The sequence below is a fragment of the Streptomyces sp. NBC_01267 genome (assembly GCF_036241575.1).
Taxonomy (GTDB): Bacteria; Actinomycetota; Actinomycetes; order Streptomycetales; family Streptomycetaceae; genus Streptomyces.
This window is the reverse complement of the sequence record NZ_CP108455.1, coordinates 1437960-1462301: the sequence shown is the minus strand read 5'-3', so window position 1 is coordinate 1462301 and position 24342 is coordinate 1437960. Positions and strand designations below refer to the sequence as shown.

Below are 24342 nucleotides of genomic sequence, written 5' to 3'. Positions count from 1 at the left end.
TCCATCGATGACGTAACACAGAGGAACGGACTTCATGAACGACCAGCACGACCACGGAGCACTCGGCGATGCCGAGTACGCGGAGTTCATGGAGCTCGCCGCGGAAGAGGGCTTCGATGTCGAAGACGTCGAGAACGCCCTTGATGAGGCCTCGCACGGCCCGCTGCCCGTCCTCGCCGTCGTCGGCCGACCGAATGTCGGCAAGTCGACCCTGGTGAACCGCATCATCGGACGCCGTGAGGCCGTCGTCCAGGACAAGCCGGGCGTCACCCGCGACCGCGTGAGCTACGAGGCGGAGTGGGCGGGCCGCCGGTTCAAGGTCGTCGACACCGGCGGCTGGGAGCAGGACGTCCTGGGCCTCGACGCCTCGGTCGCCGCGCAGGCCGAGTACGCGATCGAGACCGCCGACGCGGTCGTCTTCGTCGTCGACTCGACGGTCGGCGCGACCGACACCGACGAGGCCGTCGTCAAGCTGCTGCGCCGGGCGGGCAAGCCCGTCGTGCTCTGCGCCAACAAGGTCGACGGCCAGAGCGGCGAGGCGGACGCCAGCACGCTCTGGTCGCTCGGCCTCGGCCAGCCGCACCCCGTCTCCTCGCTGCACGGCCGCGGCACCGGCGACATGCTCGACGCCGTCCTCGAAGCGCTCCCCGAGGCCCCGGCCCAGACCTTCGGCACCAAGGTCGGCGGTCCGCGCCGGATCGCGCTCATCGGCCGTCCGAACGTCGGCAAGTCCTCGCTGCTCAACAAGGTCGCGAAAGAGGACCGTGTGGTCGTCAACGCGATGGCCGGCACCACCCGCGACCCGGTCGACGAGCTGATCGAGCTCGGCGGAGTCGTCTGGAAGTTCATCGACACGGCCGGTATCCGCCGCCGGGTGCACCTCCAGGAAGGCGCGGACTACTACGCCTCGCTGCGTACCGCCGCCGCCCTGGAGAAGGCCGAGGTCGCCGTCGTACTGATCGACTCGACCGAGTCCATCAGCGTCCAGGACCAGCGCATCGTGACAATGGCCGTGGAGGCCGGACGCGCGCTCGTGATCGCGTACAACAAGTGGGACAACCTCGACGAGGAGCGCCGCTACTACCTGGAGCGGGAGATCGAGACCGAGTTCGGCCAGATCGCCTGGGCGCCCCGGGTGAACGTGTCCGCGGTCACCGGCCGGCACATGGAGAAGCTCGTCCCGGCGATCGAGACGGCCATCGAGGGCTGGGAGACCAGGATCCCGACCGGCCGGCTCAACGCCTTCCTCGGTGAGATCGTGGCCGCCCACCCGCACCCGGTCCGCGGCGGCAAGCAGCCGCGGATCCTCTTCGGGACGCAGGCAGGGACCATGCCGCCGCGGTTCGTCCTCTTCGCGTCCGGCTTCCTGGAGGCGGGCTACCGGCGCTTCATCGAGCGCCGGCTGCGCGAGGAGTTCGGCTTCGAGGGCACGCCGATCCACATCTCGGTGCGCGTGCGCGAGAAGCGCGGCCGCAAGAAGTAGTCAGAAGTAGCTGGTGCCTTTCCCGGCAGTCTGCCGGGAAAGGCCCTAGATGCCCCTGCGGGGGCCGGGCGGCAGCGCTGCCGGGAGATGGCCCCCGGTGGGCTGCCGCTGCCAGAACCCGTTGCTCTCCTGCGGCCGGTGGGCGCCGCGGCCGTTGCTGTGCAGGCCGGTGCCGAACGCGGTGAACCCGGTGTTCTCCTCGTTGTTGCGGTCACCGGGCAGCGTTCGGAAGGATCTGCGGTACTCGGCGTACAGCGCGTCGTAGATCGGCGTGGCCGAACGGTTCCTCGACGGTTCCTGCGAGGGACGCATGGCGGGGATCGGGTACGGCTGGCGGCTCGGCTCGTATGGGTGCACGTAGGTGCCAACGACCGGGCGGCCTGTCGGATGCGGGCGGAACGTAAAGGTTTTTTCCGTACGAATATGTCCGTAACCCCCGAAACCGGAATCGGTCGGGGGTTACGGACATGCAGGGCCTGTCAGGTGCCAGCCAGCGGGAGCGCGGCGGCCACCAGCGCGCCCCGCATCGCCGCCCTCTCCAGAGCGTCGCGCAGCAGGTCCTCGCGCCCCTGGTGACCGATCGAGCCCACCGGTGCGGCGTACACCAGCACGGTGTGCGACTTGTTGGCCGCCGTACGCCAGCCTTCGGTGACATGGAGCGGCTGGTGGGCCTGCCACCAGGAGACAGGGCCACCGCCCCCGGCGCCCGGCTGCAGGATGGCGTGCAGCTGGCCCATGGCGAGCAGTACGGACCAGCCGGGCAGCGCGCCGGGCAGCCGGTTCAGATCGCCCACGGGCTGGAACCCCTGCTCGACGAGGAGCTGGAGGAAGCCGTCCTCGGTGCCGGTGGACCCGGGGCGGACGACCGGAGCGGTCGGCTCGACGACGAGCGCGGGCCTCAGATCGCCCTCGATCAGCACGAGACCGCTGGTGATGCCGAGCACGGCCTGCTCCGGGGCGGCCGCGACCGGCTGCTGTACCTGCGGCGCCGCGCCCTCGCCGGTGATGCTCCGCACGGCGCCCTGGAGCTGCGTCTCGGAGACCTTGACGACCTGCGAGGGGATGCAGGTGGCGTGCGCGAAGGCGAGTACGGCGGTCTCGTCGCCGACGAACAGCACGGTACTGGTGCGCTCCTGCTCGGAGTCCCCGGGGGTTCGGCAGGAGGTGCAGTCGTAGCTGCCCGGGGCGTTGTCCCCGGCGAGCAGGAGATCGGCTTCTTCGTCGCCGATCTCGGCACGTACGTCCTGGCTGACGTCGAGCATGCGCGGCACGGGTGGCTCCTCGAACTCGGTTCGTGCGCCGGGAAGTTCCCGGCCGACAAGAGAACAACGGGCGACCTGCGGCCGGGGTCACGCGTAAAAGCGAACGGAATCGAACCGGGTCCCGGACCGGCCCGGCCGGACGGCCCGTTGATCCGACCCCCGTGCTGCGCCCCCGCGATCAGCCGCCGTACAGTCCAGTCACAGAAGTGGCACAGGGGAGTACGGGGGACGACGACCGCGACATGCACATTTCATTCATGCTCCACAACGCCTACGGCATAGGCGGCACGATCCGGACCACGTTCACGCTGGCCGGGACGCTCGCCGAACAGCACGACGTCGAGATTGTCTCGGTCTTCCGCCATCTCGACCGGCCGACCCTGGGCGCGCCCGACGGTGTGCGGATGAGGCATCTCGTCGATCTGCGCAAGGACAGCGGGGGCCCGGCCGCCGACGATCCGGACCGAGCCGGACCAGCCACCGTGTTCCCCCGCGGGGATCACCGGTACCGGCAGTACAGCCGTCTCACCGACACCCGGATCGGTGACTTCCTGAAGTCGCTGGAGGCCGATGTCGTCGTCGGTACCCGGCCGGGGCTGAACGTGCAGATCGCCCGTCAGGCCCGGCCGGGGCCGGTCCGGATCGGCCAGGAACATCTGACGCTGGACAGCCACAACGAGCTGCTGCGCCGCGAGATCCGCTACCGCTACGGCCTGCTGGACGCCGTCACCACGGTCTCCGAGGCGGACGCCCGTGCGTACCGCGAGCTGGGTCTGCCCGGTCTGCGGATCGAGGCCGTCCCCAACAGCGTTCCCGAGCCCCGGCTGCCGGTCGCCGACTCCACGGCCCGCTGGGTGGTGGCAGCCGGCCGGCTCACCGAGACCAAGCGGTTCGACCTGCTGGTCCGGGCCTTCGCCCAGGTGGTGGCGGTCCGCCCCGACTGGCGGCTGCGGATCTACGGCAGCGGTGACTCCAGCGGCAACGAGAAGGACGCCCTGCGCGCCCTCATCGGTGAACTCGGCCTGTACAACCATGTGTTCCTGATGGGCCCGGCCAACCCCATCGAGGCCGAATGGGTCAAGGGGTCGGTGGCCGCGGTCACTTCGCGTCTGGAGTCGTTCGGCATGTCCATCGTCGAGGCGATGCGCTCGGGGCTGCCGGTCGTCTCCACCGACTGCCCGCACGGCCCTCGTGAGATCATCGACGACGGCGTCGACGGACTGCTGGTCCCCGTCGGCGACACCGGCGCGATCGCCGCGGCGCTTCTCCGGCTGATCGAGAACGACGGTCTGCGGCGTGACATGGGCCGCGCGGCGCGGAACAGCTCGGCCCGTTTCGATCCCGCCGAGATCGCCGGACGGCACGAGGCGCTCTTCACCCAACTGGCCACCGGGCGCGGGGAAGACCGACCCCGTACCGCGCTGGGTGACGGACTGCTCCGTACCCGCGGCACAGTCAACAGCCGGGCGTACGCGCTGAGGCACCGGATCGCCGGTGCGGTGCGCAGGAGGAGGGCCGCATGACGGAGACCGGCACAGGAACGCCGCCGTGCGTCGACTGCACGGCCGACGCCGACGGAACGCTCACGTTCGACCTCGCGGCGGCCGGGGCGACCGCCCTCGTACTGAAGCGGCGCAAGGCGGACGACCGGGTCGCTCTGGCGCTCACGGCGGCGCCGGGGGACCGGCTGCGCGCCGTGCTGCGCGCGGACGCGGTGCTGGCCGAGGGCCGCTGGGACGCCTTCACCGACGGCGGCCCGGCGGGTGAACAGCGGGCCGAACCCGGGCTCAGGGACCTGCGGAAGCTCGTCGACCGTACGCCGGAGCCCGAGGCCACCGGGGTCGTCGCGCACCTTCCGTACCGGACGGCCGACGGGCGGCTCGCCATCCGCAGCTGGACCCGCTCACCGCATGCCGAAGCGGGCGACCTGACCGTGGGCGGGGGAGCGTTGACCCTCGAAGGACGGCTGTACGGGGCGGAGCTCGGCCCGGAATCCACCGTCGAGGCGCGGCTGCGCGGGACGCGAGGACAGGCGTACCGGGAGCCCGTGACGGACGGCGGGGACGGCCGGTTCCGCTGCACACTGCCGTACGGTCCGCTGGCCGCGGACGGTACCGAGGGGACGCGGGTGTGGGACCTGTGGCTGTTGCCCACGGGCGCACCGGACGCCACGCGCGCCGCGGGCACGGCGGTGCGCATCGGCCGGATCCTCGACGACATCGCCGACCGCAAGTCCGTCCACGTCTATCCGGCCGCGTCGCTCGGCGGCGACAGCGAGGAGCCCGATGCTCGCGCGACGCCGTACTACACGGTCGACAACGACCTGAGCGTGCGGCTGGAGCGGGCGAAGGGCTGAGGCCCTGGCCCTGGCGCCGTCCGGGGGCCTGCGCATACGGGAATCGCTGTGCGATGCGGCGTGCAAGCGTGCGGATTTCGTGGGGAACCCGTGAATTATCAACGCTCCGCAGATTTATGCGGATGTTACTCGCCGGGTAATTCGGAGCAGGCCCGGAGAGCTGGTCCGGATGAATTCGGGCAGCCGAATTGGCCCGCAGTTCATCGTTTGTGCAATTGCAGTTCTACCCGCGCGTAACACCCCGTTCGAGTGACGACGAAGGGGCCGAACGGCTGTGGTGATCCTGTGACACGAGCGGTACGCACGAGAGCCGGGACACTGCTCCGCACCGGCGGGCTCCTGGCCTTCCTTCGCCCAGCCCAGGGGCCTACGGTGGGTGTCATGGCACCCATTCCGACCCCTCCCGTACAGCCCGACGACGCCCCGGAAAGTTACCTGGGCCTCGATGCCGAGCGCGCCGGACAACTGGCCCGTGCGCGCGGCTGGTCCACGGTCAGAGCGCTTCCGACGGGCGCGGTCATCACCATGGAGTTCCAGTCGGGACGGCTCAACTTCGAGGTCGACGGCGGGAAGGTCGTCCGCTGCTGGCTGGGCTGACGCCGGCGTGCGGCGCACGCGCACGTGCCCGTGCAGGGCCGACAGCGCGAAGCCCCGGCCGGGAGAACTCCTGGCCGGGGCTCCGCGCTGTGCGGTGAGGTGTGCCGTCCCGCTGCCCCTAGCTGGAACCGCCCGGTACCGGCCGTGCCTGGCCGGTACCGCGAGGGGCGCGGTCGGCGTGCGGCGGACGACGGCTGCCTGCCGGGGCGGCCGGTGTGCGATCCGAGCGCGGACCGTGCGCCCGCTGGAGCGAGGTGGGGTGCGTGGCGACCCTGGTGGCCCCCGTGGCGCGTGCCGCGAAGCCCACCGGCTCCAGCTGGCTGTCCTCGCCGCCGCCGGACGGCCGGGAGTGCTCCGGGGGGAAGAGGGCAGGGGTGACGCCCACCGGGACGGGCGTGCGTGCGGCGTTCCTGCGGCGGGCGGCACGGAGCTTCTCGCGCACCGCGAACACCACGGCCTCGGTACGGCCGATCAGCGGCTCGAACCAGGGGAGCGCCAGCAGGACCAGCAGCCCGGCGGCCCAGCCGAGGAGAACGTCGCTCAGCCAGTGCGTACCGAGATAGACGGTGGTCGCGCCGACACCCAGGGCCAGCGCCGACGAGGCGACCGAGAGCCAGCGCCTGGCCAGTGGTGTGGTCGCCAGATAGGCGAGGATTCCCCAGGTCACGACGGCGTTGGCGGTGTGTCCGGAAGGAAATATATCGCCGCCGGCAAAGAGCTCGGCCGAGCCGATCTGGGTCGCGTAGTGCGGGCCGAGCCGGCCGAGGCCGAGCTTGACCGCACCCACTGTCATGTTCAGCAGCAGCAGCGCGACGCCCAGGGTCAGGAGCGGTCTCAGGGTGTGCTGACGCCAGGAACGCCAGCCCAGCCAGGCCGCGACCATCACCGCGGTGGGGCCGCGCTGGCCGAGCACCACGAAGTAGTCCAGGAACGCGTGCAGCTGAGGCCACTGCTGATAGGGCCGGAACAGCATGACCCGCCAGTCCAGCTCCACGAGCCAGGACGTGGACAGCACGGCGAAGACGATGACGAGATAGAACGCCAGCGTCGAGCCGAGCAGAGCCGCCCGGGTCCGGCTCATCCGAGGGATCTCTAGCCTCGGCGGTTCCGGCTCCCGGTCCAGGCGGGCGAAGATTCGGTCGGTACGCACTCAATCGACGTTACAGCGAGTGAACGACAAGGCTGGCCGATCTGGTCTCTTTGTGATGACGATGTGATGTGGACTATGTCTCAGGGAGTCGTTTATTCCAACGCAATGTCGAATAGCGTCTCGCGGATCGCGTTATATGCAAGAGGGTCCTTACGCTCGTGTTATTGGCTCTCTGGTAAAGAGATATGCGGGTACGCGATCGGTATATTCCGGTCGGCCGCCGGTCGCTGCGGCGCCTCCTCAAGATCATTGAGTCGGCGCGGAACGTGGCGCACGGCACAGGTCCGGCTGTCCCGGGTTGAGAGATGGGCCACGTGACACGGGCGAGGTCTCGCGTACGCTGACGGCTCACTCGCCCGTCGAAGCCGGACCCCGAGGACCACAGTCGTCCCCGCAGGCCCACCGAGCGCGAGGGACACACTGTGGGAGGTACGTGCATGACAGGGACGTCCACGGTCGGCAGGCGCCCGCGCACCGCCGTTCAGGGCGGTGCCAACCGCTGGGTCGTCCTTGTCGTTCTCTGCGTCAGTCTGCTGCTGGTCGCACTGGACGCGACCGTCCTGCACGTGGCGGTGCCTTCGCTCACCGAGGACATGCGCCCCGGCCCCGTCCAACTGCTCTGGATAGTCGACGCCTATCCGCTGGTCTGTGCCGCGCTGCTGATTCTCTTCGGCACGCTGGGCGACCGGGTGGGGCGCCGACGCATTCTGCTGATCGGATACGGCCTCTTCGGCGCGGCCTCGGCCGTCGCCGCGTTCTCGGCCACCCCGGAGATCCTCATCGGGGCCCGTGCGCTGCTCGGCATCGGCGGGGCGATGATCATGCCCGCGACGCTGTCGATACTCCGCGCGGTCTTCCCCGACCGCCGTGAGCGTGCTGTCGCGATCGGTGTCTGGACCGCGGTGGCCGCGGTGGGCGCCGCCATCGGTCCGGTGCTCGGCGGCTTCCTCGTCGAGCACTTCTGGTGGGGCTCCGTCTTCCTTATCAACCTCCCGCTGATGGCGGTCCTGCTGCCGCTCGCCCGGTGGATGCTGCCCGAGTCGAGAGGCAGCGCGGATGGCCCGTGGGACGTGCTCGGTGCGCTGATGGCCGCGGCCGGGGTCCTCGGAGTGGTCTTCGGGGTCAAGCGGATCGGCGCCGGGGAGGGCGTGTTCGGTGTCGGGACGCTCCTTCCGCTGGCTGTGGGAGCGGTGCTGCTGGTGCTGTTCGTACGGCGGCAGCAGAGTCGCAGGCATCCGCTCATCGACATCCGTATGTTCTCCAGGCCCACCTTCAGCACGGCTGTCGGCTGCATCGTGGTCGCCATGCTGGCCCTGGTCGGCCTGGAGCTGATAGCGGTCCAGTACCTCCAGCTGGTCCTCGGTCTCAGCCCCCTCGCGACCGGCCTGCGGCTGCTGCCGCTCACCTTCGCCGCGATAACAGCCGGCGCCGCCGGCTCCTGCGTCCTGCGCCGCTTCGGCCCGCGCCGGATGGTCAGCTGCGGCTTCGTGCTCACCGCGGTCGCGGTGCTCTGCCTGGTGAAGATGGGGACCCACGACGATCCCCTGCTGCTGACGGCCGCCTTCGTCATGCTCGGGTTCGGACTCCAGGCCACGCTCTTCGGGGCGTACGAGTCCATGCTCAGCGAAGCGCCGGCGGACCGGGCCGGCGGCGCGGCGGCGATCGGCGAGACCTCGTACCAGCTGGGTGCCGGCATGGGGATAGCGCTGCTCGGCAGTGTCATGAACGCGGCCTACGGGCCCGCGCTCTCCTCGGTGCCGGGCGTGCCCGCGTCGGCCAGCGACCAGGCCGCCAACTCGCTGGGCGAGGCGTACCAGGTGGCCCGGCAGTTGGGCGGCCCCGCCGGGGAGGCTCTGCGCAACGCCGCCCGTGATGCCTTCGTCCACGGGCTGCACGTCACCCTGCTGGTCAGCGCGGGGCTGTTGTTGCTCGGCGCGCTGGCCGCGCTGCGGCTGCCGCGCGTGATGGACTGCGAGGCCGTGTGCGAGACCGCCGAGGTCCCTCCTCTGCAGTCCGGGCTTCCGGGCCCCTCCGAGGAGCGGGTGAATTCCTCCGCGCCGGTTCCGGCGCGCCCCTCGCCGGTCGAGGTGGCCGGGTCTGGACGAGCCGGACGCTGAGCCGTAACGTCGACCGGACGCCGTAACTACCACTGCTAGTTTTGCCGTGCGAGCCGCCGGAGGCCTTCTCATGTCCACATCTTCGAAGCTGCCGCCCTTCGACCCCGCCGATCCCATCGGCCTGGACGACCTGCTCGGCGAAGAGGACCTCGCGATCCGCGGCACGGTCCGCGCCTGGGCCGCCGACCGGGTGCTCCCGCACATCGCCGAGTGGTACGAGAAGGGCGAACTGCCCGGCATCCGCGAGCTGGCCCGCGAGCTGGGTTCGCTCGGCGCGCTGGGCATGTCCCTGGAGGGGTACGGCTGCGCGGGTGCGACCGCGGTCCAGTACGGGCTCGCCTGCCTGGAACTGGAGGCCGCCGACTCCGGCATCCGCTCCCTGGTGTCCGTGCAGGGATCGCTCGCCATGTACGCGATCCACCGCTTCGGCTCCGAGGACCAGAAGCAGCGGTGGCTGCCCGGCATGGCGGCGGGCGAGATCATCGGCTGTTTCGGGCTCACCGAGCCCGATCACGGGTCCGATCCGGCCGGGATGCGGACGTACGCCAGGCGGAGCGGCGACGACTGGGTGCTCACCGGCCGCAAGATGTGGATCACCAACGGCTCGGTCGCGGGGGTGGCCGTCGTCTGGGCGCAGACCGACGAGGGCATCCGCGGCTTCGTCGTCCCCACGGACGCCGCGGGCTTCTCCGCCCCCGAGATCAAGCACAAGTGGTCGCTGCGCGCCTCGGTCACCAGTGAACTGGTCATGGACGAGGTCCGGCTCCCGGCCGACGCGGTACTTCCCGGGGTCACCGGCCTCAAGGGCCCGCTCAGCTGTCTGAGCCACGCCCGCTACGGCATCGTCTGGGGAGCGATGGGCGCCGCCCGCGCCAGCTTCGAGGCCGCCGTCGACTACGCGAAGACGCGGGAACAGTTCGGCAGGCCGATCGGCGGCTTCCAGCTCACCCAGGCCAAGCTCGCCGACATGGCGGTGGAACTGCACAAGGGCATCCTGCTCGCGCACCACCTGGGGCGGCGGCTGGACGCGGGGAAGCTCCGTCCGGAGCAGGTCAGCTTCGGGAAGCTCAACAACGTGCGGGAGGCGATCGAGATCTGCCGCACGTCGCGCACCGTCCTCGGAGCCAACGGGATCTCGCTGGAGTACCCCGTGATGCGGCACGCCACCAACCTGGAGTCGGTGCTCACCTACGAGGGCACCGTGGAGATGCACCAACTGGTGCTGGGCAAGGCGCTCACCGGTCTCGACGCGTTCCGGTAGGCCGGACACACCGGCGAGCGCCCCGCGGGGCCGCAGCTGCTCCGTCACCCGGAGGGCGGCTCCCGGCGCCCGGTGCCACCTCCGGCTCAGCTCTGATTGAAGAAGCCGCCCTCGGTGGACCGGCCCGCGGCCTCCCCGCTGACGATCTTCGTATCGGCGGGCGTCAACAGGAAGACCCGGGTCGCCACCCGGTCGATCGAACCGCGCAGCCCGAAGATCAGTCCGGCGGCGAAGTCGACCACGCGCTTGGCGTCGGCGGGCTCCATGGACGTGAGGTTGACGATCACCGGGACACCGTCGCGGAACATCTCACCGATGCCGCGCGCGTCCCGGAAGCTGTCGGGGGTGATGGTGGCGATCCGGCGGCTCTTCTCCTGAGCCGCCTCGGAGGCCACCCGGACCCGCGGGTCGGTCACCCATGCCTCGGCGGGGGCCGGGGATCCGGCTCCCTCTGCGTACTCGTCGTCGTAGTAGCGGTCGTCGTCGTTGTCCTCGACGAGCCCCAGCCAGGCACTCGCCTTGCGTACCGATCCCATGGACGCCTCCTTTCGCCGCGGTTCTTCTGCGTTCCGCATCCCTATGGTCGTCCATGATGCGGATGGTGCGCCAAGTGGATAGTCGGCGTGTAGGGCATTCGTGACGGTACTGGTGCAGAAGATATGGTGATTCGTCAGGGTTCTTCCTACGTACGGCTGCTGACAGAATGAAAATAGGACCCCTCGGGCCGTACGAGTGATGGAGGGGTCGTACGGGTGAACGGGCCCCTCGGTACGATGCCGGAGGCACCGGTGACCCCATCGAACCGGGCAGGCGGACGAGGCTCGGGGGAGCACGGTGTTCGGAATGGTCAGGCCCTGCACGCACCGTCTCTCCGACGGGCTCAGGGCCGAGTGGACGGCCCATCTCTGCGGCCTCTGTCTGGCGCTGCGGGGCGACCACGGGCAGTTCGCCCGGATCGCCACCAACTACGACGGCCTGATCGTCTCGGTCCTGACGGAGGCTCAGGCCGGCCGTTCCGCCGCGGGGCGCCGTACCGCGGGTCCCTGCCCGCTGCGTGGGATGCGTACCGCGCCCGTGGCCCGTGGCGAGGGAGCCCGGCTCGCGGCTGCCGTCTCCCTGGTGCTGGCCTCGGCGAAGGTACGGGACCACGTCGCCGACCGGGACGGGCTGTTGGCGCGCAGGCCGGTGGCCGCTGCGGCCCGCCGGGTCGCAGCGCGCTGGGACCGCGCCGGCGCCCGCACCGGCGCCGAGCTGGGCTTCGACACCGCGCTCCTGGTCGACTCCGTGGACCGGCAGGCCGGGATCGAGGCGCTGGCCGGCCCCGGCACCCCGCTGCTCACCGTCACCGAGCCGACCGAGACGGCCACCGCGGCGGCCTTCGCGCACACCGCCGTACTCGCGGGCCGCCCGCAGAACATGGCGCCGCTCGCCGAGGCGGGCAGGCTCTTCGGGCGGCTGGCCCATCTCCTGGACGCCGTGGAGGACAAGGAAGCTGACGCGGTGTCGGGTGCCTGGAACCCGCTCGCCGCCACCGGTACCCCGCGGGCCGAGGCCCGCAGGCTGTGCGACGACGCGTTGCACGGGATACGCCTGGCGCTGCGGGACGCCGAGTTCACGGACGACAAGCTGGCGCACGTCCTGCTCGCCCATGAACTGAGGCGCTCGGTGGACCGGGCGTTCGGTGCCACGTGCGCGCATCAGGCGCCGGGGCCGTTCGGGCCGCCGCCGCCCGGATTCGACCCCGACCCACCGGAGCGCGACGAGCGCGACGGGTACCGCGACAGCCATGACGGCCGTCGTCCACGTAGCTTCCTCGCGGGCTGCGCCCTGGCCGTCGGACTCTGCTGCACCTGCCGGGCCTGCTGTGCCTCCGAGTTCGAGGGCCCCTGGTCGGGCAAGAAGCGCGAGGGCTGGTGCAACAACTGCGACTGTGACTGCGGCGGATGTGACTGCAACTGCGACGGGTGCTGCTGCGACGGCTGCGACGGGTGCGACTGCTGTTGCCCCTGCGACGGCTGCTGACCGCCGCACCGATTCCCGGTCGGTGATCCGCGCTGATCCCGTGGCGCGCTACGTGAGTTCCGGCGGGGAGATCTTCGACTCCTTGATCCCGGACGGAACCGTGCCCCACTTCTTCAGGATGCGTGCGTACGTGCCGTTCTTGATGAGCTGATTCACCGCGGCCCGGAACGCGGGCGCCAGCGCGGTGCCCTTCCTGAAGGCGAATCCCACGTCGAGACGGTGGAATTCATTGAGGAACTTCAGCCCCTGCTGCTGATTCACCGCGAAGCGCAGTCCGTTGATCGTCGACATCACCACATCGCTGCGGCCCTGCTGGAGCGAGATCCAGATCGCGGCCGGGTCCGCGTACGTCTGGACCTTGTAGTCCTTCTTTCCCGCGGCCCCGCAAAGCTTTCTCTCCTTCTCCAGCGTCGCCTCGAACGTGGTGCCCGCACCTGTCGCCACATTCAGACCGCACAGCTGGGTCAGATCGGTTACCTTTCCCAGCTTGCTGTCCTTGCGCACGGCGAAACCCTGGCCGTCGTTGATGTAGGTGACGAAGTCGATGACCTTGCGCCGCTCGTCCGTGACGCCGAAATTCCCGACGCCCAGATCGTATTTTCCGCTGTCCAGCGCCGGGAGAATCGTCTCGAAACTCGCGGCCTCCCGTCTGACCTTCAGCCCGAGTGTCTTCGCCACCGCTCCGGCGAAGTCGATGTCCTGCCCGACGACGGTCCTTCCGTCCGGCAGATAGGTGGTGCCCGGTGGGGTGCCGCCGACGGCGGTGGCCATCGTGAGCGTGCCTTGCTTCCGCACGTCCGCGGGCAACAGGGCGGCAGCCGCCCGGTTCTCGCGGACGGCCGACACCACGTCCGTGGTGGGGATCCCGGCGGTCGCGGCAGCCGGTCCGGCGTCCTCGCCCGTGGCCGACGGGTCGCCCGAGCCGCAGGCCGTGAGAGTCAGGGCCGCTGCGGCGACCAGGGCGGAAGCAGCGCCGATTCGGGTCTTGCTCATGGCTTCGGGGTCTCCAGAAGATTCGGACCGGCCGCCCCCCCCTATTGCCGTTCGGTCTTATGGCAGCACGGGGCAACGCAGGGGAGCGGGAACAACGAGGGGAGGAGAAAGCAGCGCCGTATACGTGAAGGCGTAGAAGATCGCCGCGAGAGCGCAGCGCAATGCGCGGAAGAGGAGAACGCGCGGAAGAGGCGCGGGGAAAACGCGCAGCGTGAACGTGCGGAGAGTCAGCTCAACAGGAAGAGGACCACACTCGACCGAAGTCGATGTGGGAGCGCGTGACCAGCCACTGCTGCGGATGCATGGGCTCAGTGGAACAGGCATCCGTTTCCCCGTCAACTGCCGTAAGACATCGCGCTCACAGTGTGGACAGGCATTGACAATGCGCGGAACGGGCGCCGTATTCTCAGGGCCGGACCGTGCTGAGGGGCTCGGTCCGCGCTGTCATTCCCGTGAAGGCACCACCGTGTTCGATCTCTGCATCCACGGAGCCTTCTCATGTCTGCGTCGTCAGATACCCTCCCCCAACTCTCCGCACCCCCGGCCGGGCGCGAAACCGCGGTGCCGCGCATCGTGCCGGTCCGCCGGACCGGCCAGTGGGTGGCGGCAGGCGTGGTCCTGCTGCTGCTGGCCGGCGCGGTCAGCTCCGTCGTGCGCAATGACGCCTTCCAATGGGGCGTCGTCGGCGACTACTTCGCCACCACCGCCGTCCTGCGCGGTCTCGGACTGACGCTCTGGCTCACCGCCGCCGTCATGGTCCTGGGCTTCGCGCTCGGTACCCTGCTCGCCGTGGCCCGGCTGTCGGCCAACCCCGTTCTGCGCGCAGTCAGTTGGGGCTACGTCTGGCTGTTCAGATCGACACCGATCCTGGTGCAGCTGCTCTTCTGGTTCAACATAGGCGCGCTGTACCCGCAGATCCTGGGGGTCCGGACGGTGAACCTGCTGGGACCGGTCACCGTCGCCATCATCGGCCTGACCCTGCACGAGGCCGCCTACGCCGCCGAAGTCGTACGCGGCGGCATCCTCTCCGTGGAGCGCGGGCAGATCGAGGCCGCCGAGTCGCTGGGGCTCGGCCGGTGGCGCAGGCTGCGACGGATCGTCCTTCCGCAGGCCATGCGCGCGATCGTGCCGCCCGCGGGCAACATGCTGATCGGTACGCTCAAGGGCACCTCGATCGTCTCCGTCATCGCCGTGCAGGACCTGCTCTACTCCGTACAGCTCGTCTACCACCGCACCTACCAGGTCATCCCGCTGCTGCTGGTCGCCACCCTCTGGTACACCGTGGTGACCTCGGTGCTCAGCGCCGGGCAGTACTACATCGAGCGGCACTACGCGCGCGGTGCCCGGTGACGCCGTCCGTGGTCGTCGTCGGAGCCGGCCCGCGGGGCACCGGATTCCTGGAACGGCTCGCCGCCAACGCCCCTTCCCTGTACGGGAACCAGCCGCTGGACGTCCATGTGGTCGACCCGTTCCCGCCGGGCGGCGGCCGGATCTGGCGTCAGGAGCAGTCCCCGCTGCTGTGGATGAACTCCATGGCCGCGGACGTCACCATGTTCACCGATGACTCCGTGCACCCCCTGGAGGGGCCGGTCCGCCCCGGACCGACCCTCGCCGAGTGGGCCGGGATCGACCCGCAGTCCTTCCCCAGCAGACGGGCCCAGGGGGAGTATCTGCGCTGGGTGTACCGGGAAGCCGTGGCCGCTCTGCCGCCGGGTACCACCGTGCACGAGCACCGGACCCGGGCCGTGCGGATCAGCGGCCCCGCACACGGACACCAGCGGGTACGGCTGGAAGGGCGGGGCGAGCCGCTCGTCGCCGATCTGGTGGTGCTGACCGTCGGGCATCTCGACGCCCGGCCGGACAAGGAACAGGCGGGGCTGTCGGACTTCGCCGCCCGGCACGGGCTCACGCATCTGCCGCCCGGCTTCACCGCTGACTCCGACCTGAGCGTGCTCAGGGCCGGTGAACCGGTCATCGTCCGCGGCTTCGGGCTGGCCTTCATCGACCTGATGGTGCTCCTGACCGAGGGACGCGGCGGCCGGTACGACGCGGCAGGGGAGTATCTGCCGTCCGGGCGGGAGCCGCTGCTGTACGTCGGTTCGCGGCGCGGTGTGCCGTACCACTCCAAGATCGGCTACCCCCTGACCGGTGAACGGCCGCCGCTGCCCCGCTTCTTCGGCCCCGGACAGGTCGACGCGCTGCTCGCCCGGCCGGGCCCGCTCGACTTCCGGCGCGATGTCCGGCCGCTCGTCGAGCGGGAGCTCGGCTTCGCCCACTACCACCGGCTGTTCACCGCGCACCCCGAGCGCACCGCGGTCGACTGGGCGGACTTCGAGGCGACGTACGCGGCGGCCGGGGCCGGCAGCGCCGAGCTGGCCGCGCTGATCGAGACCTCGGTCCCCGACCCCGCCGACCGCCTCGACCTCGAAGCACTGGACCACCCACTGGACGGCGTACGCCATGCCTCCCACGACGCGCTCCAGAACGGCCTGCGGGCCTACATCACCGAGGATCTGGCCCGCCGCCACGACCCCTCGCACAGTGCGGATCTGGGATTCTTCCTCGGACTGCTCTCCGTCTACGGCCAGTTGGCCCGGCTCGGCGACACCGGGAAGGGCGGCGCGCGGTGGCACAGCTTCTTCAGCCATCTGGCGTCGGGACCACCGGGGCCGCGGCTGCGCAGCCTCCTCGCGCTCTCCCGCGCAGGTCTGGTGCGCTTCATCGGCGCGGGCATCACCGTCGAGACCGACGAGACGGACGGGGTGTTCCGCGCGGGCGGCGCCGGCGCGCCCGGGGAACGGATCGAGGCCCGCGCCCTCGTCGAGGCGCGGCTGCCGGAGCCCTCGCTGGAACGCACCCGCAGCCCGCTGCTGACCGCCCTGTACGAGGACGGGGCGCGGACCACCTCCGGGGGTCTGCTCGTCGTGGATCCGGTCGACGGCCGCATCGTCGAACGCGGTACGGGCCCGCACCCGCGCCGTTTCGCGCTGGGCCCGTACACCACCGCCCGCTCGGCGGGCGCCTTCGCCAGGCCGCACACGAACGCCCCGGCCTTCCGGCAGAACGACGTCACCGCGCGCACCGCGCTCACCCTGCTCAAGGAGTCCACGTCATGACCGCGCGCACCACAGCCGCCGCTTCCACAGCCGCCGGTCCCACCGGGGGCACGGCCTCCGCCATGGTGGAGATCCGTTCCGTGCACAAGAGCTTCGGCGCCCTGGAAGTACTGCGGGGCATCGACCTCACGGTCCGGGCGGGTGAGGTCACCGTCGTGCTCGGCCCGTCCGGTTCCGGGAAGTCCACCCTGCTGCGGACCATCAATCATCTGGAGAAGGTGGACAGCGGTTGGGTCAGCGTGGACGGCGTGCTGGTCGGCTACCGCCGCTCCGGCGACAGACTGTACGAACTGCGTGAGCGCGAGGTGCTCGAACAGCGCACCCGGATCGGCTTCGTCTTCCAGAACTTCCACCTCTTCCCCCATCTGACCGTGCTGGAGAACATCGTCGAAGCGCCGGTCGCGGCGCTCGGCAGGCCCAGGAGGGAGGCCGTCTCGGCGGGCGAGAAGCTGCTCGCCCGCGTCGGGCTCGCCGACAAGGCCACCGCGTACCCCGAGCAGCTCTCCGGCGGCCAGCAGCAGCGGGTCGCCATCGCCCGCGCGCTCGCCCTGGAGCCCCGGCTGCTCCTCTTCGACGAGCCCACCTCGGCTCTCGACCCCGAGCTGGTCGGTGAAGTCCTGGACGTCATCAAGGACTTGGCCGCGCGGGGCACCACGATGATCGTCGTGACGCATGAGATCGGCTTCGCCCGTGAGGTGGCCGACACGGTGGTGTTCATGGACGGGGGCCGGATCGTGGAGCAGGGCACACCGGCCGACGTACTCGACCGTCCGGAGCACGAGCGCACCCGCGCGTTCCTCTCCAAGGTTCTGTGAAAGGGCTCCTGACCCACCGTTGATCCGTCCGGCTGTGCCGCCGGGGCGGGCCGGGCCGATATGGAAAGGTTGATCACATGACCACAAGAACGGGCAGTACGGGTGGCGCGGACAGTACGGGCGGCGCGGGCGATGACTGGGAGAACTGGCACGAAGGGCGTACCGAGACGGTCTCGGCGCCGTACGGTCCGCTCGCCCTCACCGGCACCCATTGGCTCGATGACGCACCGGAAGGACTAATTCCGGCCGTTGCGGGCCACTGGCGGGCGACCGACGAAGGGGTGGTGCTGACCGCCACGGCCGAGGACGGGCTGACCCTTGACGGGAAGCCGTTCACCGGCCGGGTCACGCTCCGGGCCGACCACACCCCGGCGGAGGACGCGCGCCTCGCGCAGGGGGAGCGGCGGCTGGTCGTGGTGCGACGGGAGGGGCTCTGGGCGGTGCGCGTCTGGGATCCGGGATCCGCGAACCGGCGGGCCTTCGCGGGCATCGAGGCCACCCCGTACGACGCGGACTGGGTGCTGCCCGGCCTCTACCGTCCGTACGGTGAGAGCCGCACCGTTCGGGTCCCCAACGCCGACGGCCGCGACCGGGGCCTCGGTCTCGCAGGTGAGCTCGCCTTCCACCTGGCGGGCGACGAGCACACCCTGCAGGTCGCCCAGGAGGAGGACGGCTCCCTGTGGGCCGTCTTCGCCGATGCGACGAGCGGAACGAGCAGCTACCGGTTCCGCTTCCTGCGGCCCTCCGCGCCCGCGGCCGACGGCGGGGTGACGGTCGACTTCAACCGTGCGCTGCTGCCGCCCTGCGCCTTCGCCGAACACTTCATCTGCCCCTTCCCGCCGCCCGGGAACACGCTTCCGATCGCGGTCGACGCGGGGGAGCGCGCGGCGCGCACCCGGTGATCCCCCACCACTCCGGGGTCCGTCGCGAGCCCGGCCGAAAGGCGCCCTTGCGCCGGATGGCCGGTTCGCGTTGTACTCCCGGCAGCGCTTGTCAGGAACACGACGGAAATCGAACCGTCGTGGCTCCTGCCTGTGTGTCATGGGCCCCCCACCCCGATGGGTCTGCGGATTCTCTTCTGGAGGAACTGACGTGACGATCAAGAACACCACCCCCCACAACGGCCCGGCGAGACGCGCCCGGCTGATCGCGGTCGCATCCGGCATGCTGGTCGCGGCAGCACTGACCGTCCCCACCGCCCACGCCGACCAGGCCCCCACGTTCGACGCCCATCAGCTGACAGCGGCGGCCGACGCCGTGAACAGCGCGGATGTGGCGGGCACGGCCTGGTACGTCGACAAGTCGACCAACACCCTTGTCGTCACGGCGGACAGCACGGTGACCCAGGCCCAGATCTCCCGGATCAAGTCGCGGGCCGGAGCGAACGCGGGCGCGGTACGCGTCGAGCGCACCGCCGGCACGTTCAGCAAGCTCCTCAAGGGCGGTGACGCCATCTACACCTCGCAGTGGCGCTGCTCCGTCGGCTTCAACGTCCGCAGTGGCTCCACCTATTACTTCCTCACCGCAGGGCACTGCACCGAGGGTTCACCGGCCTGGTACACCAACTCCTCCGGCACCACGAGCATCGGCCCGACGGCCGGCACCAGTTTCCCCGGTAACGACTACGGCATCGTGAAGTACACCAACACGTCCGTCCCCCACGACGGCACGGTCGGTAGCCAGGACATCACCAGCGCGGGCAACGCGACGGTGGGCCAGACCGTGACCCGTACCGGCTCCACCAGTGGTACCCACAGCGGCAAGGTCACCGCGCTGAACGCCACCGTCAACTACGGCAACGGCGAGGTCGTGTCCGGGCTCATCCAGACGACGGTCTGCGCCGAGCCGGGTGACAGCGGCGGCCCGCTCTACTCGGGCTCCACGGCCCTGGGCCTCACCTCGGGCGGCAGCGGCGACTGCACCTCGGGCGGTACGACCTTCTTCCAGCCCGTCACCGAAGCGCTGAGCGCCTACGGAGTAAGCGTCTACTGACCCTCCGTCATCGCTACTGGTTCTGCTGGCAGTCGAGCCCCCGCCCGTGCGCACGGGCGGGGGCTCTTGCGTACTTTTGAGAGGATGTCGCAGGAGCGGGGGCTCACAGGAGGCGGGGGCTTATGAAGCGCATCGGAGTGACCGGACACCGCAACATCCCGCTGGAGGCCGCCGTCCATGTGCGGGACTCCCTGCACACCCTGTTCCGTGGTCAGACCGGCGCCCTGCGGGCCCTGTCCAGCCTGGCGGCCGGGGCCGATCAGCTCTTCGCGGGAATCGCTCTCGAACACGGCGCGGAGCTGACGGCGGTCATCCCCAGCGGCGACTACGAACTGGGCTTCGACGACGCGGACGAACTCGCCCGCTACCACTGGCTCAGGGGCCGGGCGACCCAGGAGATCCGGATGGACTTCCCGCACTCCACGGACGACGCCTACTACGCGGCGGGCACCTACATCGCCGACAACTGCGACCAGCTGGTGGCCGTCTGGGACGGCAGGCCGGCCCGGGGCCTCGGCGGCACCGGCGACATCGTGAACTACGCCCTGAAAGTGGGCAAACCGGTGACGGTCATCTGGCGCGACGGCGTGGAGCGCGACTGAGCCGCGCCGCGCCGACGGGTCCGGATCGTCAACTCCTGCCGGGGTGGCGGTCCGGCTCGTCAGCTCCTGCCGGGGTGGCGGTCCGGCTCGTCAGCTCCTGCCGGGGTGGCGGTCCGGCTCGTCAGCTCCTGCCGGGGTGGCGGTCCGGCTCGTCAGCTCCTGCCGGGGTGGCGGTCCGGCTCGTCAGCTCCTGCCGGGGTGGCGGTCCGGCTCGTCAGCTCCTGCCGGGGTGGCGGTCCGGCTCGTCAGCTCCTGCCGGAGCGACGTTCCGGCTCGTCAACTCCCGTGCCGGGCAAGCCAGTCGGTGTACTGGGGTGAGACGACCCGCTCGGTCTCGTAGACCACGGACGACCACTGCTTCTCGGAGAGGCGGCTCTCCATCTCCAGGTGCAGCGCCTTGAGTTTCTCCTCCACCAGCGCATGGGCCGATATCAGCGGCTGGTGCCTGCGGAACTCGCTCCAGGCCACCCCCGAGGCCGCGGCGGCCGAGGCCACCGCGGCGACCTCGGTGTTCTCCGTGACCGACAGGGCGCGCAGTACGCAGAGGACCAGGGCGACCAGGGTGAGCAGCGCGAAGGCGCTGGACCAGAGCAGGGTGGCGAGCCGTGAGACCTCCTGCTTGCGCCGGTACCAGTTGCGCTGCTCGATCAGCCTGTCCCGTACGTAGGTCTCCTTGCGGACCTCGAACGACTTGGCCCGCAGCTCCCGCATCTGCCGGGTGATCAGGCTCGCGCCCGGTGACTCCTGGTCCCAGCCCACGGTCCGCAGCTCCTGCAGCTGTTCCTCGACCCGTGTGGTGAACAGCGTGTCCACGTCGGGGGATTCGGCGTCGAAGGGTGCACCGTGGACGGCGTAGCGCCAGCACATCGACTTGATGAAGTCCGCTGCGGAGCGGTTGAGTTGCCACTGGGACTTGGCCTTGCGGCGGGAGGTGCTGAAAGTCAGCAGCAGTACTCCGGCGTACGCCAGCGCGCTCAGTACACCGACGGCCTGGAACCCGCCCCCGAGCTCCGCCCGCCAGGGGAGTGCGGCCACGGCGGCGCCCACCACCAGGAGGACGAGTTGAGCGCGGGTGGACCCGACGGCCTCTCCCTGTCTGGCGATGGCCTGGGCATCGGCGCTGTGGAACAACTCGGGCAGATCAGCATTCCGGAAGACCATGCTCCGTTCCGGACCGGGAAACCCCGTCACGTGAACCCCCGTCTGCGACTTCAGTCTTCACTCTTTAGATGGAATGGCGCATTCCATTTCACTGGAACACACTCTGTGCGACGTTCTTGTTGCGGCCGGTCGCGCTCAGTTGCCAGCAGTGTGCATGAGAGTAAAGTCGACCCGCCGACACTGCAACGGTGCAAGTCTCGGCATTCCTGTCCATGTCCAGAAAACATCCCTCAAGGGCGGCCTCATCATGTCCGTAACTTCAGCCTCCTCCGCCGCTGCCAAGAAGCCGCGTGTCCCTCTGGCCGAGATCGACGTTCGCGGTACCGAGGCTGTCAAGCAGCTCGGCCGGGTGCTCCCGACGTCAACCGGCCGTTCGATGCGGGCATCCACCTTCAATTCGGCGCTCTAGACTGGCGGAATGACAGGACCCCTGGTCCCATTCCGCGAGATCGTCCTCAAGGTTCACAGCAGATGCGATCTTGCCTGTGACCACTGTTATGTCTACGAACATGCTGATCAGAGCTGGCGTACTCGGCCGAAGGCGATCTCTGACCAGGCGATTCACTGGACGGCTCTGCGACTGGCGGAGCACGCCAGGACCCATGCCCTGCCCTCCGTGTCAGTGATCCTGCACGGAGGGGAGCCACTGCTGGCGGGTCCCGCACGACTGCGCCGTATCTGTGAGGAGCTCACCGGGGCCCTGGAAGGGACCGCCGAGCTCGACCTCCGGATCCACACCAACGGCCTTCAGCTCAGCCCCCGCTACCTGGATCTCTTCGATGAATTCCGGGTCCGGGTCGGCATCTCCCTCGACGGGGACCAGACGTCCAACGACCGGCACCGGCGCTTCGCCGACGGACGCAGCAGCCACCCCCTGGTGCTCCGGGCCGTGGAACTCCTGCGCCAGGAGCGGTACGCGCACCTCGACCTCGGCCTGCTCTGCACCATCGACGTGCTGAACGACCCCGTCGCCGTGTACGACGCGCTGACCGCCCTCGGTCCGCCACGCATCGACTTCCTGCTGCCGCACGCGACCTGGGACGCTCCTCCGCACCGGCCCGACGGTTCACCGACCGCCTACGCCGCCTGGATCCTGGCGGCCTTCGACCGCTGGGACGGCCAGGGGCGGCAGATTCCGGTACGGCTCTTCGAGTCGGTCCTCTCCACGCTGAACGGCGGTCCGAGCCTCACCGAATCGCTCGGCCTCGCCCCCACCGACCTCGTCGTCGTGGAGACCGACGGCACCCTGGAACAGGTCGACTCGCTCAAGAGTGCCTACGAGGGCGCCGCGTTCACGGGATTCGACGTGTTCACCCACGCCTTCGACGAGGTCGCGGCGCACCCCGGGGTGCGCGCCAGACAGCTGGGCCTCGCGGGCGTCGGTGACAAGTGCCGCGCGTGCCCGGTCGTGCGCTCCTGCGGCGGCGGCCTCTACACCCACCGCTACCGCGCGGGCTCCTTCGACCAGGAGAGCGTCTACTGCGCCGACCTGGAGGCGCTGGTGCGCGGCATCGAGGCCCGTACCGCGGCCGCGACCACGTCCGCCGCGCTCACCGACCCGGAGGAGCTGACGGCCGGACAGCAGGAACTGACCCGCACCCTGCTGGCCACCCTGCACGCCGACCTGGACGGCCGGGGCGGCGAGGAGTGGGCGCGGGCCTGGGAGCTCGCCGGCGCCGTCGAGCAGCGCTCCGACGGGCTCGACACCGTGCTGGACCAGCCCTACGCCCGCAGTTGGCTCCTCGGCGCCCTGGACGCCGTGCAGGAGGGGCGTATCCGGCCCGCGGACATTGCCGGGCTGGCCGGATACGCCGCGGCCGGTGCGCTGCGCGGCGGCCTGGACCTGCCCGTCACCGTCGCCTACACCGACGGTTTGCTGCACCTGCCCACCTACGGCGCCCTGCGGCTGGCGGGCGCCGGGGAGAGCGGCCGTGCCGAGGTCCGCCGCGCCGAGAAGGGCTTCCTCGTACGGGGCGCGGGCGCCGAGCGGCGGATCGTCCGCCCGGAGGAGGAGACCGCCGACTGGCAGCCGCTGCGCAGGATCGACTGCGACGGCGCACCCGATCTGGTGCTGGACGACCTCGATCCGTACCGCGACTGCTTCGGTACGCCCGTCGGGCCGCGCCTCGGTCTGGCCGAGGCCGCCGACTGGAGCGCCCACTTCGCCCGTGCCTGGTCCGCGCTGCGGACGGCCGTCCCCGGGCGGGCCGCGGCAGCGGCGGACCGGCTCACCACGGTCACGCCGCTGATCGCCGGCGCGCCCAGGGCCGGACGGCACGGGTACGGGGCGCTGGGCGTCGCGGCGGCGGACCTCACCCCGCAGGCCCTGCTGCGCGCGGTGCGCCGGGCGGAACTGCGGGCGCTCCTCGAGGTCGCCGACCTCTACGCCGAGGACGGAGCCTGGCTCCACCGGGTGCCCTGGGCGCGGGATCCGCTGCCGGTCTCCGGGGTGCTGGCCGCGGCCCACGAAGGCGTCGCGCTCGCCGCGTACGGGAAAGACCGTGCGCGCACCCTGGCGCAGACCCGGCAGGCGCTGGAAGCTCTGGAGGGGGCGGCCGAACTGACCGTCAGCGGCAAGAGCCTGGTCGCCGCCCTGTTGGACGAGTGGGAAGAGGCGGCCCATGGCTGAAGGCGCCCGACTGGCCGGGGAGCTGAGCGTGCTCGGTGTGACGCGTGGGGCGACCCTGCTGGTGCACGCCTCGCTCGGCGGCACCGGGCTGCGGGCCCGGACGCTGCGGGACGCGTTGCTGGCCGTACTGGGCGAGGAGGGCACCCTGGTGGTCCCGGCCTTCACCCCGGAGAACTCCACGACGTCGGCGGCCCACCTGCGCCAGGTGGAGGGGCTCGGCGCGAGCCGCAAGGCGGACTTCCTGGCCGCGATGCCGGCCTTCGATCCGGCGCGTACGCCGTGTCCCGGCATGGGCCGGCTGGCTGAATGTGTCCGGCTCTCCGAGGGCGCCGTTCGCAGCGATCATCCGCAGACCTCCTTCGCCGCGGTGGGCGCGCGCGCCCGGGAACTGGTAAAAGGCCATCCGGCCGATTGCCATCTGGGCGAGGAATCACCGCTGGGAAAGCTGTTCGAGGCCGATGCCCAGGAATTGATGATCAATGTGGGATTCGAGGTGTGCACCTCGTTCCACCTCGCCGAATACCGGATTCCGGATACCCCGCCGAAGACGTACCGCTGTGTGGTGAACGCCGGGGGGAAGCGTGCGTGGTTCACGTACGAGGACATCGCACTCGACGACAGTGATTTCGAACTGATCGGTGCGGACTTTCCCCGAACGGGGCTGCGGGAAGGGAAGCTGGGGAACGCGGCGGCAATGCTGTTCCCGATCAAGGACGCGGTGGGCCACGCGGTGAAGTGGATGACTGAAAAGCGGCGTTGATTGACCGAACGTCGACGGGGTGGAGC

Annotated in this window: 22 protein-coding genes; 16 read left to right on the top strand and 6 right to left on the bottom strand. The window is 70.4% G+C overall.

All coding sequences use genetic code 11. The features are described 5' to 3' along the window. The first annotated feature begins 34 nt into the window (after positions 1-34). Entirely contained in the window at positions 35-1483 is a 1449-nt protein-coding gene (gene der / locus OG709_RS06765; RefSeq protein WP_250303175.1) for a ribosome biogenesis GTPase Der, read from the top strand. A gap of 45 nt (positions 1484-1528) precedes the next feature. Here the strand turns inward: der and OG709_RS06760 are convergent, their stop codons facing one another. Beyond that, positions 1529-1795, bottom strand: coding sequence for a hypothetical protein (locus OG709_RS06760; RefSeq protein WP_308409499.1), 267 nt, complete (start codon positions 1793-1795; stop codon positions 1529-1531). Positions 1796-1962: 167 nt separating this feature from the next. After that, a complete protein-coding gene (locus tag OG709_RS06755; protein ID WP_250303177.1) occupies positions 1963-2754 on the bottom strand; it encodes a hypothetical protein in 792 nt (263 codons plus the stop codon). 233 nt (positions 2755-2987) lie between these two features. Between OG709_RS06755 and OG709_RS06750 the strand changes: the two genes are divergently transcribed. The 3 genes from OG709_RS06750 to OG709_RS06740 all read left to right on the top strand — a co-directional run bounded on the left by OG709_RS06750 (position 2988) and on the right by OG709_RS06740 (position 5698). After that, complete coding sequence (locus tag OG709_RS06750) at positions 2988-4268, top strand: glycosyltransferase family 4 protein (RefSeq protein WP_250303178.1); 1281 nt, start codon at positions 2988-2990, stop codon at positions 4266-4268. After that, on the top strand, positions 4265-5101 hold the full coding sequence (locus OG709_RS06745) for a transferase (RefSeq protein ID WP_250303179.1): 837 nt from the start codon (positions 4265-4267) through the stop codon (positions 5099-5101). The genes OG709_RS06750 and OG709_RS06745 overlap by 4 nt, the downstream gene beginning before the upstream one ends. 381 nt (positions 5102-5482) lie before the next feature. Then, positions 5483-5698, top strand: a complete 216-nt coding sequence (locus tag OG709_RS06740; RefSeq protein WP_250303180.1) for an I78 family peptidase inhibitor — start codon at positions 5483-5485, stop codon at positions 5696-5698. A gap of 118 nt (positions 5699-5816) precedes the next feature. Here the strand turns inward: OG709_RS06740 and OG709_RS06735 are convergent, their stop codons facing one another. Then, positions 5817-6848 (bottom strand): phosphatase PAP2 family protein, encoded by a 1032-nt coding sequence (locus OG709_RS06735; protein WP_250303181.1) that lies wholly within the window; start codon positions 6846-6848, stop codon positions 5817-5819. 437 nt (positions 6849-7285) lie between these two features. Between OG709_RS06735 and OG709_RS06730 the strand changes: the two genes are divergently transcribed. Both OG709_RS06730 and OG709_RS06725 read left to right on the top strand, forming a co-directional pair. Further along, positions 7286-8965 carry an MFS transporter gene (locus OG709_RS06730; RefSeq protein ID WP_250303182.1) on the top strand — a complete coding sequence of 560 codons (1680 nt, stop codon included), beginning with the start codon at positions 7286-7288 and terminating at the stop codon, positions 8963-8965. Between the two features lie 70 nt (positions 8966-9035). Continuing rightward, entirely contained in the window at positions 9036-10226 is a 1191-nt protein-coding gene (locus OG709_RS06725; RefSeq protein ID WP_266643804.1) for an acyl-CoA dehydrogenase family protein, read from the top strand. 86 nt (positions 10227-10312) lie between these two features. Here the strand turns inward: OG709_RS06725 and OG709_RS06720 are convergent, their stop codons facing one another. Then, positions 10313-10762 (bottom strand): cell division protein SepF, encoded by a 450-nt coding sequence (locus OG709_RS06720; RefSeq protein WP_250303184.1) that lies wholly within the window; start codon positions 10760-10762, stop codon positions 10313-10315. Between the two features lie 298 nt (positions 10763-11060). Here OG709_RS06720 and OG709_RS06715 point away from each other — a divergent pair, with 298 nt between their 5' ends. Continuing rightward, on the top strand, positions 11061-12248 hold the full coding sequence (locus OG709_RS06715) for a DUF5685 family protein (RefSeq protein WP_266643806.1): 1188 nt from the start codon (positions 11061-11063) through the stop codon (positions 12246-12248). A 48-nt stretch (positions 12249-12296) separates the two neighbouring features. Here the strand turns inward: OG709_RS06715 and OG709_RS06710 are convergent, their stop codons facing one another. Then, positions 12297-13241, bottom strand: coding sequence for an ABC transporter substrate-binding protein (locus OG709_RS06710; RefSeq protein ID WP_329165241.1), 945 nt, complete (start codon positions 13239-13241; stop codon positions 12297-12299). 498 nt (positions 13242-13739) lie between these two features. Between OG709_RS06710 and OG709_RS06705 the strand changes: the two genes are divergently transcribed. The 6 genes from OG709_RS06705 (at position 13740) to OG709_RS06680 (ending at position 19766) form a co-directional block, all read left to right on the top strand. Next, entirely contained in the window at positions 13740-14591 is an 852-nt protein-coding gene (locus tag OG709_RS06705) for an amino acid ABC transporter permease (protein ID WP_329165239.1), read from the top strand. Then, the gene (locus OG709_RS06700; protein WP_250303188.1) at positions 14588-16357 is read left to right on the top strand and encodes an FAD/NAD(P)-binding protein; all 1770 of its coding nucleotides are present in this window, start codon (positions 14588-14590) and stop codon (positions 16355-16357) included. The genes OG709_RS06705 and OG709_RS06700 overlap by 4 nt, the downstream gene beginning before the upstream one ends. A gap of 62 nt (positions 16358-16419) precedes the next feature. After that, positions 16420-17172, top strand: coding sequence for an amino acid ABC transporter ATP-binding protein (locus OG709_RS06695; RefSeq protein WP_250303627.1), 753 nt, complete (start codon positions 16420-16422; stop codon positions 17170-17172). Positions 17173-17249: 77 nt separating this feature from the next. Then, positions 17250-18074, top strand: coding sequence for a DUF1684 domain-containing protein (locus OG709_RS06690; protein WP_250303189.1), 825 nt, complete (start codon positions 17250-17252; stop codon positions 18072-18074). A 190-nt stretch (positions 18075-18264) separates the two neighbouring features. Beyond that, positions 18265-19164 (top strand): S1 family peptidase, encoded by a 900-nt coding sequence (locus tag OG709_RS06685; RefSeq protein WP_266643810.1) that lies wholly within the window; start codon positions 18265-18267, stop codon positions 19162-19164. 122 nt (positions 19165-19286) lie between these two features. Then, a complete protein-coding gene (locus tag OG709_RS06680; protein WP_329165235.1) occupies positions 19287-19766 on the top strand; it encodes a hypothetical protein in 480 nt (159 codons plus the stop codon). 276 nt (positions 19767-20042) lie between these two features. On the opposite strand, the gene OG709_RS06675 is transcribed toward OG709_RS06680, so the two are convergent. Beyond that, positions 20043-20927 (bottom strand): DUF4231 domain-containing protein, encoded by an 885-nt coding sequence (locus tag OG709_RS06675; RefSeq protein WP_329165233.1) that lies wholly within the window; start codon positions 20925-20927, stop codon positions 20043-20045. Positions 20928-21174: 247 nt separating this feature from the next. On the opposite strand from OG709_RS06675, the gene fxsA reads away from it, so the two are divergent. Genes fxsA through OG709_RS06660 form a run of 3 tightly spaced genes read left to right on the top strand, consistent with a single transcriptional unit; the run spans position 21175 to position 24316 of the window. Continuing rightward, positions 21175-21336, top strand: a complete 162-nt coding sequence (gene fxsA, locus OG709_RS06670) for an FxSxx-COOH cyclophane-containing RiPP peptide (RefSeq protein WP_329165232.1) — start codon at positions 21175-21177, stop codon at positions 21334-21336. Positions 21337-21345: 9 nt separating this feature from the next. Next, positions 21346-23556 (top strand): radical SAM/SPASM protein FxsBH, inactivated beta-hydroxylase extension form, encoded by a 2211-nt coding sequence (fxsBH, locus tag OG709_RS06665; protein ID WP_329165230.1) that lies wholly within the window; start codon positions 21346-21348, stop codon positions 23554-23556. Continuing rightward, positions 23549-24316 carry an aminoglycoside N(3)-acetyltransferase gene (locus OG709_RS06660; protein ID WP_266643816.1) on the top strand — a complete coding sequence of 256 codons (768 nt, stop codon included), beginning with the start codon at positions 23549-23551 and terminating at the stop codon, positions 24314-24316. Before fxsBH ends, OG709_RS06660 begins: the two co-directional genes overlap by 8 nt. Positions 24317-24342 lie beyond the last annotated feature (26 nt).

Coding starts and splice junctions, on each gene's coding strand:
- OG709_RS06695 (WP_250303627.1), top strand. CDS start 16,420: ATGGTGGAGATCCGTTCCGTGCACAAGAGCTTCGGCGCCCTGGAAGTA.
- OG709_RS06760 (WP_308409499.1), bottom strand. CDS start 1,795: ATGCGTCCCTCGCAGGAACCGTCGAGGAACCGTTCGGCCACGCCGATC.
- OG709_RS06725 (WP_266643804.1), top strand. CDS start 9,036: ATGTCCACATCTTCGAAGCTGCCGCCCTTCGACCCCGCCGATCCCATC.
- der (WP_250303175.1), top strand. CDS start 35: ATGAACGACCAGCACGACCACGGAGCACTCGGCGATGCCGAGTACGCG.
- fxsA (WP_329165232.1), top strand. CDS start 21,175: ATGTCCGTAACTTCAGCCTCCTCCGCCGCTGCCAAGAAGCCGCGTGTC.
- OG709_RS06710 (WP_329165241.1), bottom strand. CDS start 13,241: ATGAGCAAGACCCGAATCGGCGCTGCTTCCGCCCTGGTCGCCGCAGCG.
- OG709_RS06750 (WP_250303178.1), top strand. CDS start 2,988: ATGCACATTTCATTCATGCTCCACAACGCCTACGGCATAGGCGGCACG.
- OG709_RS06675 (WP_329165233.1), bottom strand. CDS start 20,927: ATGGTCTTCCGGAATGCTGATCTGCCCGAGTTGTTCCACAGCGCCGAT.
- OG709_RS06730 (WP_250303182.1), top strand. CDS start 7,286: ATGACAGGGACGTCCACGGTCGGCAGGCGCCCGCGCACCGCCGTTCAG.
- OG709_RS06690 (WP_250303189.1), top strand. CDS start 17,250: ATGACCACAAGAACGGGCAGTACGGGTGGCGCGGACAGTACGGGCGGC.
- OG709_RS06720 (WP_250303184.1), bottom strand. CDS start 10,762: ATGGGATCGGTACGCAAGGCGAGTGCCTGGCTGGGGCTCGTCGAGGAC.
- fxsBH (WP_329165230.1), top strand. CDS start 21,346: ATGACAGGACCCCTGGTCCCATTCCGCGAGATCGTCCTCAAGGTTCAC.
- OG709_RS06745 (WP_250303179.1), top strand. CDS start 4,265: ATGACGGAGACCGGCACAGGAACGCCGCCGTGCGTCGACTGCACGGCC.
- OG709_RS06740 (WP_250303180.1), top strand. CDS start 5,483: ATGGCACCCATTCCGACCCCTCCCGTACAGCCCGACGACGCCCCGGAA.
- OG709_RS06680 (WP_329165235.1), top strand. CDS start 19,287: ATGAAGCGCATCGGAGTGACCGGACACCGCAACATCCCGCTGGAGGCC.
- OG709_RS06705 (WP_329165239.1), top strand. CDS start 13,740: ATGTCTGCGTCGTCAGATACCCTCCCCCAACTCTCCGCACCCCCGGCC.
- OG709_RS06660 (WP_266643816.1), top strand. CDS start 23,549: ATGGCTGAAGGCGCCCGACTGGCCGGGGAGCTGAGCGTGCTCGGTGTG.